This window comes from Streptococcus oralis (genome assembly GCF_026782375.1).
GTDB lineage: Bacteria > Bacillota > Bacilli > Lactobacillales > Streptococcaceae > Streptococcus > Streptococcus oralis_CL.
In genome coordinates this window covers 65,009-80,996 of sequence record NZ_JAKUWJ010000002.1, presented here as the reverse complement: position 1 = coordinate 80,996, position 15,988 = coordinate 65,009, and the positions used below count along the sequence as shown (strand labels likewise).

Annotated in this window: 21 protein-coding genes and 1 pseudogene; all 22 read left to right on the top strand. The window is 42.1% G+C overall.

The features are described from left to right. Positions 1–95: 95 nt before the first annotated feature. The 22 genes and pseudogenes from spx to rpsS all read left to right on the top strand — a co-directional run bounded on the left by spx (position 96) and on the right by rpsS (position 15,987). Entirely contained in the window at positions 96–494 is a 399-nt protein-coding gene (gene spx, locus MK409_RS06045; protein ID WP_000591165.1) for a transcriptional regulator Spx, read from the top strand. Positions 495–560: 66 nt separating this feature from the next. After that, entirely contained in the window at positions 561–1,130 is a 570-nt protein-coding gene (locus MK409_RS06040; RefSeq protein ID WP_215804288.1) for an SP0191 family lipoprotein, read from the top strand. A gap of 87 nt (positions 1,131–1,217) precedes the next feature. After that, positions 1,218–1,484 carry an IreB family regulatory phosphoprotein gene (locus MK409_RS06035; RefSeq protein WP_000507059.1) on the top strand — a complete coding sequence of 89 codons (267 nt, stop codon included), beginning with the start codon at positions 1,218–1,220 and terminating at the stop codon, positions 1,482–1,484. A gap of 3 nt (positions 1,485–1,487) precedes the next feature. Further along, a complete protein-coding gene (gene ruvX, locus MK409_RS06030) occupies positions 1,488–1,907 on the top strand; it encodes a Holliday junction resolvase RuvX (protein ID WP_002876031.1) in 420 nt (139 codons plus the stop codon). 15 nt (positions 1,908–1,922) lie between these two features. After that, on the top strand, positions 1,923–2,228 hold the full coding sequence (locus MK409_RS06025) for a DUF1292 domain-containing protein (RefSeq protein WP_000017624.1): 306 nt from the start codon (positions 1,923–1,925) through the stop codon (positions 2,226–2,228). Positions 2,229–2,487: 259 nt separating this feature from the next. After that, the gene (locus MK409_RS06020; protein WP_268705666.1) at positions 2,488–3,720 is read left to right on the top strand and encodes a bifunctional folylpolyglutamate synthase/dihydrofolate synthase; all 1,233 of its coding nucleotides are present in this window, start codon (positions 2,488–2,490) and stop codon (positions 3,718–3,720) included. Between the two features lie 112 nt (positions 3,721–3,832). Next, complete coding sequence (locus tag MK409_RS06015) at positions 3,833–4,285, top strand: SP_0198 family lipoprotein (RefSeq protein WP_268705665.1); 453 nt, start codon at positions 3,833–3,835, stop codon at positions 4,283–4,285. Positions 4,286–4,581: 296 nt separating this feature from the next. Then, a pseudogene (locus MK409_RS06010) lies at positions 4,582–4,836 on the top strand (3-oxoacyl-[acyl-carrier-protein] synthase III C-terminal domain-containing protein); the annotation flags it as partial. A 123-nt stretch (positions 4,837–4,959) separates the two neighbouring features. Next, the gene (gene cls, locus MK409_RS06005) at positions 4,960–6,492 is read left to right on the top strand and encodes a cardiolipin synthase (RefSeq protein WP_268705664.1); all 1,533 of its coding nucleotides are present in this window, start codon (positions 4,960–4,962) and stop codon (positions 6,490–6,492) included. A gap of 74 nt (positions 6,493–6,566) precedes the next feature. Beyond that, the gene (locus MK409_RS06000) at positions 6,567–6,710 is read left to right on the top strand and encodes a hypothetical protein (protein WP_268705663.1); all 144 of its coding nucleotides are present in this window, start codon (positions 6,567–6,569) and stop codon (positions 6,708–6,710) included. Between the two features lie 35 nt (positions 6,711–6,745). Then, the gene (locus tag MK409_RS05995; protein WP_268705662.1) at positions 6,746–8,260 is read left to right on the top strand and encodes a damage-inducible protein CinA; all 1,515 of its coding nucleotides are present in this window, start codon (positions 6,746–6,748) and stop codon (positions 8,258–8,260) included. Between the two features lie 128 nt (positions 8,261–8,388). Beyond that, positions 8,389–10,596: an anaerobic ribonucleoside-triphosphate reductase gene (gene nrdD, locus MK409_RS05990; RefSeq protein WP_268705661.1), complete on the top strand. Its 2,208-nt coding sequence runs from the start codon at positions 8,389–8,391 to the stop codon at positions 10,594–10,596. An 11-nt stretch (positions 10,597–10,607) separates the two neighbouring features. Then, positions 10,608–10,748, top strand: coding sequence for a hypothetical protein (locus MK409_RS05985; RefSeq protein ID WP_000521629.1), 141 nt, complete (start codon positions 10,608–10,610; stop codon positions 10,746–10,748). A gap of 43 nt (positions 10,749–10,791) precedes the next feature. Further along, positions 10,792–11,292, top strand: coding sequence for a GNAT family N-acetyltransferase (locus MK409_RS05980; protein ID WP_268705660.1), 501 nt, complete (start codon positions 10,792–10,794; stop codon positions 11,290–11,292). Positions 11,293–11,296: 4 nt separating this feature from the next. Continuing rightward, a complete protein-coding gene (nrdG, locus tag MK409_RS05975; RefSeq protein WP_000220159.1) occupies positions 11,297–11,893 on the top strand; it encodes an anaerobic ribonucleoside-triphosphate reductase activating protein in 597 nt (198 codons plus the stop codon). A 7-nt stretch (positions 11,894–11,900) separates the two neighbouring features. After that, a complete protein-coding gene (locus MK409_RS05970) occupies positions 11,901–12,527 on the top strand; it encodes a uridine kinase family protein (RefSeq protein WP_268705659.1) in 627 nt (208 codons plus the stop codon). 265 nt (positions 12,528–12,792) lie between these two features. After that, on the top strand, positions 12,793–13,101 hold the full coding sequence (rpsJ, locus tag MK409_RS05965) for a 30S ribosomal protein S10 (protein WP_001284513.1): 309 nt from the start codon (positions 12,793–12,795) through the stop codon (positions 13,099–13,101). 81 nt (positions 13,102–13,182) lie between these two features. Continuing rightward, complete coding sequence (gene rplC, locus MK409_RS05960; protein ID WP_000160197.1) at positions 13,183–13,809, top strand: 50S ribosomal protein L3; 627 nt, start codon at positions 13,183–13,185, stop codon at positions 13,807–13,809. A 24-nt stretch (positions 13,810–13,833) separates the two neighbouring features. Next, positions 13,834–14,457: a 50S ribosomal protein L4 gene (gene rplD / locus MK409_RS05955; protein ID WP_000024537.1), complete on the top strand. Its 624-nt coding sequence runs from the start codon at positions 13,834–13,836 to the stop codon at positions 14,455–14,457. After that, the gene (locus MK409_RS05950; protein WP_001055347.1) at positions 14,457–14,753 is read left to right on the top strand and encodes a 50S ribosomal protein L23; all 297 of its coding nucleotides are present in this window, start codon (positions 14,457–14,459) and stop codon (positions 14,751–14,753) included. The genes rplD and MK409_RS05950 overlap by 1 nt, the downstream gene beginning before the upstream one ends. 17 nt (positions 14,754–14,770) lie before the next feature. Then, positions 14,771–15,604, top strand: a complete 834-nt coding sequence (rplB, locus tag MK409_RS05945) for a 50S ribosomal protein L2 (RefSeq protein WP_000512904.1) — start codon at positions 14,771–14,773, stop codon at positions 15,602–15,604. Between the two features lie 101 nt (positions 15,605–15,705). Beyond that, positions 15,706–15,987, top strand: a complete 282-nt coding sequence (gene rpsS / locus MK409_RS05940; RefSeq protein ID WP_000533766.1) for a 30S ribosomal protein S19 — start codon at positions 15,706–15,708, stop codon at positions 15,985–15,987. Position 15,988 lies beyond the last annotated feature (1 nt).

The window sequence follows — 15,988 nt, the reverse complement described above, 5'->3', positions numbered from 1 at the left end:
AAGTTAATTTTTTTTAAAAATAGGTCGCAAGTCGGATGTTTTTTATGGTATAATAGACTAAACTGATAGTAACATGTAGCGAAAGGGGTAGGTACATGATCAAAATTTATACAGTCTCAAGTTGTACTAGCTGTAAAAAAGCGAAAACCTGGCTCAATGCCCACCAGTTAAGTTATAAAGAACAAAATCTCGGTAAAGAAGGAATTACAAGAGAAGAGTTATTAGATATTCTCACGAAAACAGATAATGGAATTGCCAGTATCGTTTCGTCAAAAAACCGCTACGCTAAGGCACTTGGAGTTGACATCGAGGATTTGAGTGTCAATGAAGTGCTCAACTTAATCATGGAAACACCACGGATCTTAAAGAGTCCGATTCTCGTTGATGAGAAGCGCCTGCAAGTCGGCTATAAAGAAGATGATATCCGTGCCTTCTTGCCACGCTCTGTCCGTAATGTAGAAAATGCAGAAGCACGTCTACGTGCAGCTCTATAAAACATCAAGGCTGGGAGTGACTCCTGGCCTTGTTTGCTCTTTTGTTTTAAAATCAAGTGAGGAATTATGAAAAAGTTACTAATTGCTAGTTTTGCTCTCCTCTTTTTGCTTGCGGGATGTGGGCAAAAAAAGGAAACTCCTGCTGCTTCCACAACAACATCTGAACCTCTCCAATCCAACCTTCCCGTTTTGGACAATGCCGAAAAGAATACGGTTGTCACCAAGACCTTGCTGATGCCGAAGTCAGAAAATGGGACGCAACAGATTCAGACCATTACTTATAAAGGCAGTCAGTTTTTGACCTTGACCATCCAGCAAAAACGACCTGTCGGGGATGAACTCAAGACCTTTATCTCTGAAAATGGCCTAGAGGAAACGCAAAAAGCGCTTCTTGAAGCAGAAGAAAAGGATGAGACTATCCAAGAGGCGCGCAAACTGGCAGGATTTACACTGGAAACCAAGCTACTCAGCGAGACAGAAATCCAGACCACAACGACTTATGATTTTCAAGTTTTGGATGTCAAAAAGGCATCTCAACTAGAATATTTAAAAAATATCGGCCTTGAAAATCTCTTAAAAAACGAACCTAGCCAGTATATTGCTGACAGAGTGGCAAATGGGGCGACAGAACAGTAAGAAAATCCAAATAAACAAACTGATTTATTTGTAGAACGTAAGGAAATATGCTATAATAGTAATATTCTAAGGAAAGAGGGTGTTAGAATGGGATTTACTGAAGAAACTGTACGGTTTAAATTGGATGATTCCAATAAGAAAGAAATTAGCGAAACGTTGACAGATGTCTATGCTTCTTTGAACGACAAGGGCTACAATCCAATTAACCAGATCGTCGGTTATGTATTGAGTGGTGACCCTGCCTACGTTCCTCGTTATAACAATGCACGAAATCAAATCCGTAAGTATGAGCGTGATGAAATTGTTGAAGAATTGGTACGCTACTACCTTAAGGGACAAGGAGTCGATCTATAATCTATGAGAATTATGGGATTGGACGTCGGTTCAAAAACAGTAGGGGTGGCGATTAGCGATCCCCTAGGATTCACCGCTCAGGGACTTGAAATCATCCAGATTAATGAGGATCAGGGCCAGTTTGGTTTTGACCGTATCAAGGAATTGGTTGACAGCTATAAGGTAGAACGCTTTGTAGTAGGTTTGCCAAAAAACATGAACAATACAAGCGGACCGCGAGTAGAAGCCAGTCAAGCCTATGGTGCCAAGCTAGAAGAACTCTTTGGTTTGCCAGTAGACTATCAGGATGAGCGTTTGACAACGGTCGCTGCGGAACGTATGTTGATTGAACAAGCAGATATCAGCCGTAACAAACGCAAGAAAGTTATTGATAAGTTGGCTGCTCAGCTGATTTTGCAAAATTATTTAGATAGAAAATTTTAAGACAGAGGAGAAACTATGTCACACGATCACAACCATGACCACGAAGAACGTGAATTGATTACACTAGTAGATGAGCAAGGAAATGAAACCTTGTTTGAAATTCTTTTGACCATCGATGGGAAAGAAGAATTTGGTAAAAACTATGTTCTGCTAGTGCCAGTTAATGCAGAAGAAGATGAAAATGGTGAAGTTGAAATCCAAGCTTACTCATTCATCGAAAATGAAGACGGAACAGAAGGCGAATTGCAACCAATCCCAGAAGACTCAGAAGACGAATGGAACATGATTGAAGAAGTCTTCAATAGCTTTATGGAGGAGTGATACAGTCTGGGAGACTGTATTAGCCCTGCTTCTAGAAATAAGAAAAAGCAGGAACATCCAGTGGACATTTTTAGCCCAGTTCCTTAAAATAAGAGAGAGCTGGTAAGTCCGGGGGACGTTTTCAGCCTACGATGAAATTTATAGTAGCTAGTGATTAGCTAACCAGGTAAGAGGTCGGGATTGTTGTCCCGGCCTCGCTTTTTATTTACAGTAAAACTTTAGTGCGCTAGTTGATTGGATTGTTGTTAAGGAGACATGTATGTTTGAAGTAGAAGAATGGCTCCATAGTCGGATTGGTTTAAACTTTAGATCTGGACTTGGAAGAATGCAGCGAGCAGTGGATTTGCTAGGGAATCCTGAGAAGGCTTATCCCATTATCCATGTAACAGGAACGAACGGCAAGGGATCAACTATTGCCTTTATGAGGGAGTTGTTTGCAGTTCATGGAAAAAACGTTGGCACCTTTACCTCTCCCCATATCATCAGCATCCATGATCGAATCTGTATCAATGGGCAAGCAATAGCTGATGTAGATTTTATCCGTTTGGCAGAACAAGTCAAGGAGATGGAGAAAACTCTTTTGGAAACTCATGACCAGTTGTCCTTTTTTGAGTTGCTGACCTTAATTGCTTTCCTCTATTTTAGGGAGCAAGAAGTGGATTTGGTTTTGCTAGAAGTGGGGATAGGTGGTCTACTTGATACCACTAATGTCGTAACCGGAGAGATTGCAGTTATTACTTCCATTGGCCTAGATCATCAGGAGACCTTGGGTGACAGTCTGGAGGAAATAGCAGAGCAGAAAGCTGGTATCTTCAAGGTTGGAAAGAAGGCGGTCATTGCCAAGTTTGCTCCAGAAGCTGAGCTTGTCTGTCAAAAAAGAGCAAGAGAGTTAGCTGTTGAACTTTATCAAGCTGGGGGAGACTTCACCTTGAATGCTGGGGATTTTTCAAGTAGCTTAGCAAGCTTTTCAAAGCTTGAAATCAGTTTGGAAGGTGCCTACCAGCAAGAAAATGCCGCCTTGGCTTTACAAAGCTTTCTACTTTTTATGGAGTCAAGAGAGGAAAAAGTCGAAGAAGAGCTTGTGAGACAGGCCTTGCAAGAAACTCACTGGGCAGGTCGATTGGAACGGATTCGCCCGCAAATCTACCTAGATGGGGCTCACAATCTTCCAGCCTTAACCCGTTTGGTAGAGTTTATCCAAGAGAAAATCCAACAAGGCTATCAAGTCCGTATCCTTTTTGGTGCTCTTAAACGCAAAGATTATCAAGGGATGTTGGGCTACCTATCTGAGCAGTTGCCTCAGGTGGAACTTAAGGTAACGGGCTTTGACTACCAAGGTTCTTTGGATGAGAAGGATGTTGCGGGTTACGATTTGATTTCTTCCTATGGCGATTTTATCAGAGAATTTGAAGAAAAGGCCAACGATCAGGACCTGCTTTTTGTGACGGGCTCGCTCTACTTTATCTCAGAAGTCCGATCAAATTTTGTGTAAGTATAAGTGGCTAACTTGCTCTATGAGAATTTATTTGGTATAATTGAGGGGTAGTTGGTATAGTTGGAATTTGTTATCAGTTTATTTATGGTAACAAAGAAAGGAAACAGCTATGAAAACCAAAACATTCACACTTTCTCTTGCTTTTTTAGCAAGTCTTAGTCTCTTAGCAGCATGTGCCCCTAGGGTACAATCGCCTGCTCAGCAACCTGCTCAGCAGCAATCTACTCAACAACAATCATCTTCTAGTGCTGCAACAAGCGCTAGTCAACCACAAGCCTCTGCAAGCCAGGATGCCCCAGTAGCTCAACCTACAAATATTGATGGAACTTATAAGGGTCAAGACGAGGGAGATAGCGTTACTCTTGTCATAACTGGGACAACTGGAACATGGACAAAAGTAGAACTTGATGGTGATCAAGAGATTAAACAGGTCAGTCTTGATCCAGCTAATCAACGTATGATTGTCGGAGATGACGTGAAGATTTATAGCGTCAGTGGTAACCAAATCACAATTGACGATATGGATCGTGACCCATCTGATCGAGTGGTACTAACAAAATAGAACTTCAAATCTAACTAAATAGAAGTTTGGAATTAAGGTTCCAGCTTTACCTTCTACGACCTCAATAGCGACTGTCCTAGGATGTGTTCGGTATTGAAAAATATAAATAATATTGGAAAGAACTATCATTTTGGTAGTTCTTTTTTTAAAAATTTGCCAGATTTTTTATTGAAAAATTCGCTTGTCGATGTTTTATGTTCCATTACTACAGAGGATAGGTAGTTTGAAGACGGTGGTTTTCTCGGTTAAAAGTAACCTTAAAGTTCACAGTTTATGAAAAAACAAAGGATACGATATTAGCCTTGGCAGACGTGGATTATATCATTCCTCACCAAGCAAGTCGTGCTCTTCCTTTGGTTATGGAAAAACTAGGTGTGGCTGAGAATCAATACCTCAATCTCGTCACGGACTATGGAAATATGGTGTCAGTCTCTGTGCCATTTGGCTTGGCCTATTCATTGGACCATGGATTGGTTAAAGAAGGAGATACCGTCTACCTTATGGGAACTGCAACAGGTATGACAGTCAATATGTTGGCTCTCAAACTGTAATACGCATCTGAAAATGGAAGGGCAAGAGTAAAAGGTTGCTATCTACCCCTGAACTGAGGTATACTAGTAGAAAGATTAGTTTATTAAGCAGTTAAGGAGAATGTTAGAAAAGGAAGGGGATGTATGACAGCTAGAAAAATGCAGCTACTCATGTCCAAGTATGGTTTTAGTATTACCATCATGTTGGCGGAGTTGTTTATCGTCTTTGGTTTGTTTCTCTATCTAGGTCGGATGGCTCCGATTCTCTGGATTATCCTAGTTATTTTGATGAGTATAGCAACCATTGTATCGATTGTTAATCGTTCTATGAATCCAGAAAGCAAGGTAACATGGCTCTTAGTAGCCTTTGTTCCAGTATTTGGTCCCTTGCTCTATATCATGTTTGGAGAACGCCGTCTATCTAAAAAAGAGATCAAGCAATTGAAACAACTCCAATCAATGGTTGACCGAGAGGACAATAGCAGAGCCCTCCGTTTGGAGTTAAAAGAAGAGGATAAGTCAGCTTATGGCGTCATCAAATCCCTACTCAGTATGGATACGAATGCAGATGTCTATGATCGAACGGATACGCATTTTTTTGCCTCTGGTGAAAGTATGTGGCATCAGATGCTAGAGGATCTCAGGAAAGCGGAGAAGTTTATCTTTCTCGAATACTATATCATCGAAGAAGGTTTGATGTGGAACAGCATTTTAGAGATTTTGGAAGAAAAGGCTGCTCAAGGAGTAGAAGTTAAGCTTCTCTATGACGATATTGGATGTATGGCAACCTTACCTGGGGATTATACCATCCAGCTTCGTAGCCGAGGGATTGAAGCCCATAAATTTAACAAGGTGATTCCGCGCTTGACCGTTGCCTATAACAACCGTGACCACCGTAAAATCATGATTATCGATGGGCAGATTGCTTATACAGGTGGTGCCAATCTAGCAGACGAGTATATCAATCATATCGAACGCTTTGGTTACTGGAAGGATAGCGGTATTCGGTTGGATGGTCCAGCAGTAAAGGCTTTTACTAGACTCTTTTTATCCACCTGGTATATCAATCGTGGAGAGATTAGTGACTTTGACCAATACCATCTTGAAAATCAACCTAGAGACGGGATGGGGCTCTGTATTCCCTATAGTAGTGGCCCTAAACCTATTTACCGATCTCAGGTTGGGAAAACGGTCTATCAAAATCTTATCAATCAAGCTACAGACTATGTTTATATCACGACACCCTATCTGATTGCGGACTATGATCTCACAGAAAGTATCAAAAATGCAGCTCTGAGAGGGGTAGATGTGCGAATTGTGACGCCTTGTATCCCAGATAAGAAGGTCATCCAATTGGTTACTCGCGGAGCCTATCCTGACTTGTTGTCTGCTGGAGTTCGCATTTACGAGTACAGTCCCGGCTTTCTTCATAGCAAGCAAATGCTGGTCGATGGAGAAGCAGCAACAGTTGGAACCATCAATTTTGACTATCGTAGCTTGCTCCACCACTATGAAAATGGTGTTTTGCTTTATAGAACACAATCTATTTTAGACATTGAGAGGGACTTCGAAGAAATTTTTAAGGTTTCTCAAGAAATCTATCCCCACACAATCAAAACAAGCTGGTACCAAAGCCTGATTAAGGAAATTGTCCAGTTGTTTGCACCCATGCTCTAACTATCCATCAAGATCTAGCCCAAGGCTGGATCTTATTTTTTCTTCTTACGAATAGATAAGTAAAGGAGAAAACAATGCTCAATCTAGAAAATGAAGATTTTATTAAAGAGTATAGAGCTAGTAGGTTCCATCGTTTTCGTGAAATCGAACGCTTTGCGATATTGGATAAGAAATTCAGCAAATATCAATCCCAAGCTGACATTCCTGTAAGATTTTGATATACTAAAACAGATAAACTTAGAGGAGAAATTGAATGAACGTATACGGGAAAATAGATGAGAAACAAGAAGGATCTCATTACCAAGACTGGTCAGCGCCAGAAAAGAGAGAAGGAGCTCCCATTCCCTTTTTTAGTATCATGCTTTGGAGTTTAGTGGCCACAGCCATTTCGGTTGTCCTGCCTTTTATTTTTGGTTTAGTCAGTCCGCAACAAACTCAGGATCTTTATACCGGTTGGGCCTTGAATCAAAATGGTCAAATGTATACAGATTACTTTGGAACGAATGGATTGCTCTATTACTTGCTAACCTATCTTTCCCTAGGAAGTATTCTGCTTGCTTTGGTTGAGTGGTTGGCCTTGTTTGGAGCAGGTGTTTTCCTTTTTAAATCTGCAGATGCTCTTACTGGTCAAGCAGAAGAAGCCAAGAAGCTGGTATTTGTGTTCTATTTGTTAGTGGCAGGACTCGCTTTTGGTGGTGGCTATGCTCTCTTACTAGCCTTGCCTTTCCTATTTTATTCATTGAGCATTGTTACGAACTATTTGGCTTATCCAAATGACGACAAAGGATTTGTAAGAGTGGGGATGAGTCTTGCTCTCGCTTTCTTCCTTGCGCCGATTCCAACTGCCTTGTTTGCGGCTGTACTGGCCTTGGGCATTATCGGCTTTAATCTAGCTAAAGGTCACTTTGTTCATGGTCTATATCAGTTCTTTGCGTCAGCCCTAGGATTTTCACTCTTATTCTATCCTTTGGGCTACTATACAGTGTGGACAGGTAGTTTTGGGGATGCTATTAGCCAGACCTTATATCCAGTAAATACTCTTAGCCTCTTTTCAAATGCGCATTTGCTTGAAAATGCAGCCTTCTATGGTTTACTTGCAGTGGGGCTAGGTTCCCTTAGTTTGCTCTTTACTGGTTTATTCCAGTCAAAACCAGCCAAGCAATATGCCCTCTCAATTGCTGCTAGCTTGGGATTGTTGGTTTCTTTGGGAATCTTAATTCTCTCAAATGAACCTGTCAACGGTACTCGTCTCGCTATTCTCCTTCCTTTCTTGATCTTGCTCCTTCTGACAGGAATTAAGGAAAGTGCCTCGGAGGGAGGAAGCCGTCGTAGAAGACGTGAGAAAAAAGCCTCTTTTATTAAAGGGAATTTCTATCTACCATTGATTGCCCTTGCCTACCTTATTGCTCTTCCTATCCTGAGTCGCTACCTTTCACATCCGGCGACTTATCAGGAGAGAGAACGTCTTGCTAGTGTGGTCAAACAGCAAACGAGTTCTGAGGATCGAGTCTATGCTTGGGATGATCGTCCAGATTTCTATCGTGCAAGTGAGCGCTTGGCGCCGACTTCTCTAGTGACACCAACACTCTATACTGCAAGCGACGAAAATAAAACCAAACTGATGAATGATCTAAAAGAAAATCAACCAAAGATGATTATGGTCAATCAAAAAGTTGCCTTGTGGTCGGATGTAGAGAGCTGGCTCAGCGAAAAATATGAGCTTGTTCAGATAGATACTAGTGAATTCAAGCTTTATAAATCCAAATAAAAAAAATCAATATCTTGTGGAATTTTAAAAATTTTAGGATTTTTGACACAAGATATTGATTTTTATTTTTAGAGTGGTATAATACTGAATATAAACAATTCAACAATATTTTAGAAAAGAGCATGGATATGATTGTATTAGAAGAAAAGCTTGCAACCGTTCCCACCTTGTTCGTTGAAAAACGAGATGGTAGACGTGTAGTGTTTGATGTAGACAAGATTGACAAGGCTCTCCACAAGGCGGCAGAAAAAGTTATGGACCTTACGCCTCTAGTAGAAAAACGCCTAAACGGTCTGGTTGAAAGAATCGTCACTGAAATTCACAGTCGCTTCCCTCAAGGTGTCAAGATTTACGAAATTCAGAATGTCGTAGAACATGAACTCCTTGAAGCCAAAGAATATGCCTTGGCTGAGGAGTATATCACTTATCGGACACAAAGGGATTTTGAGCGCTCAAAAGCAACGGATATCAACTTCAGCATTCATAAGCTTCTTAATAAAGATCAGGCAGTTGTCAATGAAAATGCCAATAAAGACAGTGATGTCTTTAATACCCAGCGTGATTTGACAGCAGGGATTGTGGGAAAATCAATCGGGCTGCAAATGCTCCCTAAGCACGTAGCCAATGCTCACCAAAAAGGGGATATCCACTATCATGACTTGGACTACAGCCCCTACACTCCTATGACCAACTGCTGTTTGATTGATTTTAAAGGCATGTTGGAAAATGGTTTTAAGATTGGAAATGCGGAGGTAGAGAGTCCCAAGTCTATCCAGACTGCGACAGCTCAGATTTCCCAAATCATCGCCAACGTTGCTTCTAGCCAGTACGGGGGCTGTTCAGCTGACCGTATCGATGAAGTCTTGGCTCCTTATGCAGAGAAGAATTACCAGAAGCACCTCAAGGATGCGGAAGAGTGGGTCTTGCCCGAAAAACGGGAAGATTACGCTTGGAAGAAAACGCAAAAGGACATCTACGATGCCATGCAATCTCTCGAGTATGAAATCAACACTCTCTTCACTTCAAATGGCCAAACACCTTTTACTTCGCTAGGTTTTGGTCTGGGAACCAATCGTTTTGAGCGTGAAATTCAAAAAGCTATTTTGACCATTCGTATCAAGGGTCTTGGTTCAGAACATCGAACAGCCATCTTCCCTAAACTCATCTTTACGCTAAAAAGAGGACTTAACTTAGAAGAAGGTTCACCTAACTACGACATCAAACAGTTGGCCCTCGAGTGTGCAACCAAGCGGATGTACCCTGATGTCTTGTCCTATGATAAGATTATCGAGCTGACAGGCTCCTTCAAGGTTCCTATGGGCTGCCGTTCTTTCCTCCAAGGATGGAAGGATGAGAATGGTGTCGAGGTCAATTCAGGTCGGATGAACCTAGGTGTTGTGACAGTCAATCTGCCTCGTATCGCTCTCGAGTCCGAAGGTGACTTGAACAAGTTCTGGGAAATCTTCAACGAGCGAATGAACATCGCGGAGGATGCTCTGGTTTACCGTGTCGAACGAACCAAGGAAGCAACACCAGCAAATGCCCCTATCCTTTATCAGTATGGAGCCTTCGGCCGCCGTCTCGGAAAAGAAGAAAGTGTAGACCAACTCTTCAAGAATCGTCGTGCGACTATTTCTCTAGGTTATATCGGTTTGTATGAAGTGGCGACGGTCTTCTTTGGTAATAGCTGGGAAAGCAATCCAGAAGCCAAGGAATTCACGCTTGACATCATTCGTGATATGAAACGACGTGTAGAAGAGTGGTCAGATCAATATGATTACCATTTCTCTATCTACTCAACACCGTCTGAAAGTCTGACAGACCGTTTCTGTCGCTTGGATACAGATAAGTTCGGCTCAATTCCGGATATTACAGACAAGGAATACTACACCAACTCTTTCCACTATGATGTTCGTAAAAATCCAACACCGTTTGAAAAACTAGATTTTGAAAAAGTTTACCCAGAAGCAGGTGCTTCAGGAGGCTTTATCCACTATTGTGAGTATCCAGTTCTTCAACAAAATCCTAAGGCCCTGGAAGCTGTCTGGGACTATGCCTATGACCGTGTCGGTTATCTAGGGACCAATACTCCGATTGATCGTTGCTACAAGTGTGACTTTGAAGGGGATTTTGAACCAACTGAGCGAGGATTTGCTTGTCCCAACTGTGGCAATAGCGACCCTAAAACAGTAGATGTGGTCAAACGTACGTGTGGCTATCTGGGAAATCCTCAAGCGCGTCCGATGGTTAATGGACGCCACAAGGAAATCGCTGCGCGTGTCAAACACATGAATGGTTCAACCATTAAAACAGCCGGACATGAAGTAACAAATTAGAAGGAAATGGAATGGGGAAATACCAATTAGACGATAAGGGACGCGCACAAGTGACCCGTTATCACGAGAAACACTCGAAAGGTGGAGTAGGTAAAAAAGAACGCTTGCTCAACCTCAGAGAACAGTTTTTAAACAAGAACAAGAAAAAATAAAAGTGAGAGTTCGCTCTCGCTTTTCTCTTAGCGGGAGGTAAGGATGGAATTACGTAGACCAAGATTAGCAGATAAAGAAACAGTTTTAGAGATGATGGCAGAGTTTGAACAAGCACAGTCCCCTCATGATGGTGGGTTTTGGAACGCCAACAATTTTGTTTATGAAGAGTGGCTAGAAGAAAATCTTCAAGCGGAAGCGGGACTCAATATTCCTGAAAACTGGGTTCCTGCTATCCAGCTGGTTAGTTTTGAAGTAGCAGGCCATGCTCTAGGATTTTTGAATCTACGGCTGAGATTAAATGAGGGCTTGCTGAATCATGCTGGCCATATCGGCTATTCCATCCGCCCATCTGAAAGAGGTAAGGGTTATGCCAAAGAATCCCTCCGACAAGGTCTACAAGTTGCTAAGGAAAAGAACATCAAAAAAGCACTTGTGACCTGTAGTACGGAAAATCCTGCTAGTAGGGCGGTGATTGTGGCAAATGGCGGACTCTTTGAGGATGTTCGCAATGGCGTAGAACGTTACTGGATAGATTTGGAGTAGAAGGATGACATGGAATACACCAAAACCAGGTGAATGGAAAAGTGAGGAGCTTAGTAAAGGGCGAATCATTGATTACAAGGCCTTTAACTTTGTCGATGGAGAAGGTGTGCGCAACTCTCTCTATGTATCAGGTTGCATGTTTCACTGCGAGGGGTGCTATAATGTTGCGACTTGGTCTTTCAACGCAGGCATTCCTTATACGGCAGAGTTAGAAGAACAAATCATGGAAGACCTTGCCCAACCCTATGTTCAAGGATTGACCCTACTAGGAGGAGAGCCCTTTCTTAATACGGGTATTCTCTTGCCGCTCGTTAAACGTATTCGAAAGGAATTGCCAGACAAAGACATCTGGTCCTGGACGGGCTACACGTGGGAAGAAATGATGCTGGAGACTCCAGATAAACTGGAACTCTTGTCGCTGATTGACATCCTTGTCGATGGTCGTTATGACAAAAGCAAGCGTAATCTCATGCTCCAGTTTCGAGGGTCTTCTAATCAACGGATTATCGATGTGCAAAAATCTCTCAAAAGTGGGCAAGTGGTGATTTGGGATAAGCTCAATGACGGAAAAGAAAGCTATGAACAGGTGAAGAGAGAATGAAGAAAAAATGAAGAAAAAAGACCTGATAGGACAACTGGTTTCAGAGATTGAAACGGGAAGGGTTAGGACGCTGGGGATTTACGGTCATGGGGCTTCAGGTAAATCAACCTTTGCACAGGAATTGTACCAAGCTTTAGATTCCACAAAAGTAAATTTACTAGAAACAGATCCCTATATCACTTCAGAACGTCACTTGGTAATACCAAAGCAAGCACCTGATCAAAAGGTGACAGCTTGTCTGCCAGTGGCTCATGAACTGGCAAGTTTGCAGAGAGATATTCTCGCCTTGCAGGCAGGAATGGATGTCTTAACAATCGATGAACCTTGGAAGGCTAGTGAAATCTTGTCTGGAGCAAAACCGATTCTGATTGTTGAAGGGATGTCTGTGGGCTTTCTACCCAAGGAACTCTTTGACAAAACTGTCTGTTTCTACACGGATGAGGAGACCGAATTAAAGAGGCGCCTAGCTCGAGATACAACTATGAGAAATCGCGATGCTTCCTTTATACTAGCTAGCCATCAAATGAGACGGGAGCAGTATCTGCAATACTACAGAGAAACCGAGTCTAAAGCAGATATCTTAGTGGATCAATCGGAAGATAAATTCAAGATCAAAATGACTCATATTATATAGAAGAAAAGACTAAATTTTAAGGTCGTAAATCAGTAGTCATAGGAAGATGAAATAGGAAAACAGTTTCATCCCAAAAAAACGAAAAAAACCTAACAAATCCCTTGCAATCGCAGGGGCTTTGTGTTATTCTATTATGGTGCTGTAAATTACAGCCTTAGCTTTGATGCAAGAGGTTGCGACACGCTCGGTTGCATTGCCACGCAACGCGCGTCGGTTTTCTTGTGGAGCTAGCCTATTATCTTAGATAGACGAAAAGGAGAAAAAGATGGCAAACAAAAAAATCCGTATCCGTTTGAAAGCTTACGAACACCGTACGCTTGACACAGCGGCTGCAAAAATCGTAGAATCAGCTACTCGTACAGGTGCACAAGTTGCGGGTCCAATCCCACTTCCAACTGAGCGTAGCCTCTACACAATTATTCGTGCGACTCACAAATACAAAGACTCTCGCGAACAATTTGAAATGCGTACACACAAACGTTTGATCGATATCGTTAACCCAACTCAAAAAACAGTTGATGCTTTGATGAAATTGGATCTTCCAAGTGGTGTAAACGTAGAAATCAAGCTTTAATCCAAAGTTTGAAACCTTGAGCATGAAAAACGCTCGTTAAAAACTTTTTGAATAAAAATATAGAAAAGGAACTATTTTCTCATGACAAAAGGAATCTTAGGGAAAAAAGTGGGAATGACTCAAATCTTCACTGAAGCTGGCGAATTGATCCCTGTAACAGTTATTGAAGCAACTCCAAACGTTGTTCTTCAAGTTAAAACTGTTGAAACAGACGGATACAACGCTATCCAAGTTGGTTTCGATGACAAACGCGAAGTATTGAGCAACAAACCTGCTAAAGGACATGTAGCGAAAGCTAACACGGCTCCTAAGCGCTTCATTCGTGAATTCAAAAACGTTGAAGGCTTGGAAGTTGGTGCTGAAATCACAGTTGAAACATTCGCAGCTGGAGACGTTGTTGACGTAACTGGTACTTCTAAAGGTAAAGGTTTCCAAGGTGTTATCAAACGCCACGGACAATCACGTGGACCAATGGCTCACGGTTCTCGTTACCACCGTCGTCCAGGTTCTATGGGACCTGTTGCACCTAACCGCGTATTCAAAGGTAAAAACCTTGCAGGACGCATGGGTGGCGACCGCGTAACAATTCAAAACCTTGAAGTTGTACAAGTTGTTCCAGAAAAGAACGTTATCCTTATCAAAGGTAACGTACCAGGTGCTAAGAAATCTCTTATCACTATCAAATCAGCAGTTAAAGCTGGTAAATAATAAAGAAAGGGGAAATCAGTCACAATGGCAAACGTAACATTATTTGACCAAACTGGTAAAGAAGCTGGCCAAGTTGTTCTTAACGATGCAGTATTTGGTATTGAACCAAATGAATCAGTTGTGTTTGATGTGATCATCAGCCAACGCGCAAGCCTTCGTCAAGGAACACACGCTGTTAAAAACCGCTCTGCAGTATCAGGTGGTGGACGCAAACCATGGCGTCAAAAAGGAACTGGACGTGCTCGTCAAGGTTCTATCCGCTCACCACAATGGCGTGGTGGTGGCGTTGTCTTCGGACCAACTCCACGTTCATACGGCTACAAACTTCCACAAAAAGTTCGTCGCCTAGCTCTTAAATCAGTTTATTCTGAAAAAGTTGCTGAAAACAAATTCGTAGCTGTAGACGCTCTTTCATTTACAGCTCCAAAAACTGCTGAATTTGCAAAAGTTCTTGCAGCATTGAGCATCGATTCTAAAGTTCTTGTTATCCTTGAAGAAGGAAATGAATTCGCAGCTCTTTCAGCTCGTAACCTTCCAAACGTGAAAGTTGCAACTGCTACAACTGCAAGTGTTCTTGACATCGCAAATAGCGACAAACTTCTTGTCACACAAGCAGCTATCTCTAAAATCGAGGAGGTTCTTGCATAATGAATTTGTATGATGTTATCAAAAAACCTGTTATCACTGAAAGCTCAATGGCTCAACTTGAAGCAGGAAAATATGTATTTGAAGTTGACACTCGTGCACACAAACTTTTGATCAAGCAAGCTGTTGAAGCTGCTTTCGAAGGTGTTAAAGTTGCCAATGTTAACACAATCAACGTAAAACCAAAAGCTAAACGTGTTGGACGTTACACTGGTTTTACTAACAAAACTAAAAAAGCTATCATCACACTTACAGCTGATTCAAAAGCAATCGAGTTGTTCGCTGCTGAAGCTGAATAATCTAAGGAGGAAATATCGTGGGAATTCGTGTTTATAAACCAACAACAAACGGTCGCCGTAATATGACTTCTTTGGATTTCGCTGAAATCACAACAAGCACTCCTGAAAAATCATTGCTTGTTGCTTTGAAGAAACAGGCTGGTCGTAACAACAACGGTCGTATCACTGTTCGTCACCAAGGTGGTGGACACAAACGTTTCTACCGTTTGGTTGACTTCAAACGTAACAAAGACAACGTTGAAGCTGTTGTTAAAACAATCGAGTACGATCCAAACCGTTCTGCAAACATCGCTCTTGTACACTACACTGACGGTGTGAAAGCATACATCATCGCTCCAAAAGGTCTTGAAGTTGGTCAACGCATCGTTTCAGGTCCAGAAGCAGATATCAAAGTCGGAAACGCTCTTCCGCTTGCTAACATCCCAGTTGGTACTTTGATCCACAACATCGAGTTGAAACCAGGTCGTGGTGGAGAATTGGTGCGTGCAGCTGGAGCTTCTGCTCAAGTATTGGGTCAAGAAGGTAAATACGTTCTTGTTCGTCTTCAATCTGGCGAAGTTCGTATGATTCTTGGAACTTGTCGTGCAACAGTTGGTGTTGTCGGAAACGAACAACATGGACTTGTTAACCTTGGTAAAGCAGGACGCAGCCGTTGGAAAGGTATCCGCCCAACAGTTCGTGGTTCTGTAATGAACCCTAACGATCACCCACACGGTGGTGGTGAAGGTAAAGCACCAGTTGGTCGTAAAGCGCCATCTACTCCATGGGGCAAACCTGCTCTTGGTCTTAAAACTCGTAACAAGAAAGCGAAATCTGACAAACTTATCGTTCGTCGTCGCAACGAGAAATAATTTAAAACTAGTCGCATAAGCGCTAGATAATCCGCCAGCTCGGTAGCGCTCCATGTGAGCGCAAGCCGCTGTGGTACAACATTTAAAGGAGAAAAAATAAAATGGGACGCAGTCTTAAAAAAGGACCTTTCGTCGATGAGCATTTGATGAAAAAAGTTGAAGCTCAAGCTAACGACGAAAAGAAAAAAGTTATCAAAACTTGGTCACGTCGTTCAACGATCTTCCCAAGTTTCATTGGTTACACTATCGCAGTTTATGACGGACGTAAACACGTACCTGTTTACATCCAAGAAGACATGGTAGGTCACAAGCTTGGTGAATTTGCACCAACTCGTACTTACAAAGGTCACGCTGCAGACGACAAGAAAACACGTAGAAAATAAG

Excerpts from the sequence above, each read along its gene's own strand:
- nrdD (WP_268705661.1), top strand. The coding sequence starts at position 8,389 with ATGATTGTATTAGAAGAAAAGCTTGCAACCGTTCCCACCTTGTTCGTT.
- rpsS (WP_000533766.1), top strand. The coding sequence starts at position 15,706 with ATGGGACGCAGTCTTAAAAAAGGACCTTTCGTCGATGAGCATTTGATG.
- MK409_RS06025 (WP_000017624.1), top strand. The coding sequence starts at position 1,923 with ATGTCACACGATCACAACCATGACCACGAAGAACGTGAATTGATTACA.
- MK409_RS05980 (WP_268705660.1), top strand. The coding sequence starts at position 10,792 with ATGGAATTACGTAGACCAAGATTAGCAGATAAAGAAACAGTTTTAGAG.
- spx (WP_000591165.1), top strand. The coding sequence starts at position 96 with ATGATCAAAATTTATACAGTCTCAAGTTGTACTAGCTGTAAAAAAGCG.
- MK409_RS06020 (WP_268705666.1), top strand. The coding sequence starts at position 2,488 with ATGTTTGAAGTAGAAGAATGGCTCCATAGTCGGATTGGTTTAAACTTT.
- rpsJ (WP_001284513.1), top strand. The coding sequence starts at position 12,793 with ATGGCAAACAAAAAAATCCGTATCCGTTTGAAAGCTTACGAACACCGT.
- rplD (WP_000024537.1), top strand. The coding sequence starts at position 13,834 with ATGGCAAACGTAACATTATTTGACCAAACTGGTAAAGAAGCTGGCCAA.
- MK409_RS06035 (WP_000507059.1), top strand. The coding sequence starts at position 1,218 with ATGGGATTTACTGAAGAAACTGTACGGTTTAAATTGGATGATTCCAAT.
- MK409_RS06015 (WP_268705665.1), top strand. The coding sequence starts at position 3,833 with ATGAAAACCAAAACATTCACACTTTCTCTTGCTTTTTTAGCAAGTCTT.
- MK409_RS05970 (WP_268705659.1), top strand. The coding sequence starts at position 11,901 with ATGAAGAAAAAAGACCTGATAGGACAACTGGTTTCAGAGATTGAAACG.
- rplC (WP_000160197.1), top strand. The coding sequence starts at position 13,183 with ATGACAAAAGGAATCTTAGGGAAAAAAGTGGGAATGACTCAAATCTTC.
- MK409_RS05950 (WP_001055347.1), top strand. The coding sequence starts at position 14,457 with ATGAATTTGTATGATGTTATCAAAAAACCTGTTATCACTGAAAGCTCA.
- MK409_RS05985 (WP_000521629.1), top strand. The coding sequence starts at position 10,608 with ATGGGGAAATACCAATTAGACGATAAGGGACGCGCACAAGTGACCCGT.
- MK409_RS05995 (WP_268705662.1), top strand. The coding sequence starts at position 6,746 with ATGAACGTATACGGGAAAATAGATGAGAAACAAGAAGGATCTCATTAC.
- nrdG (WP_000220159.1), top strand. The coding sequence starts at position 11,297 with ATGACATGGAATACACCAAAACCAGGTGAATGGAAAAGTGAGGAGCTT.
- cls (WP_268705664.1), top strand. The coding sequence starts at position 4,960 with ATGACAGCTAGAAAAATGCAGCTACTCATGTCCAAGTATGGTTTTAGT.
- MK409_RS06040 (WP_215804288.1), top strand. The coding sequence starts at position 561 with ATGAAAAAGTTACTAATTGCTAGTTTTGCTCTCCTCTTTTTGCTTGCG.
- MK409_RS06000 (WP_268705663.1), top strand. The coding sequence starts at position 6,567 with ATGCTCAATCTAGAAAATGAAGATTTTATTAAAGAGTATAGAGCTAGT.
- ruvX (WP_002876031.1), top strand. The coding sequence starts at position 1,488 with ATGAGAATTATGGGATTGGACGTCGGTTCAAAAACAGTAGGGGTGGCG.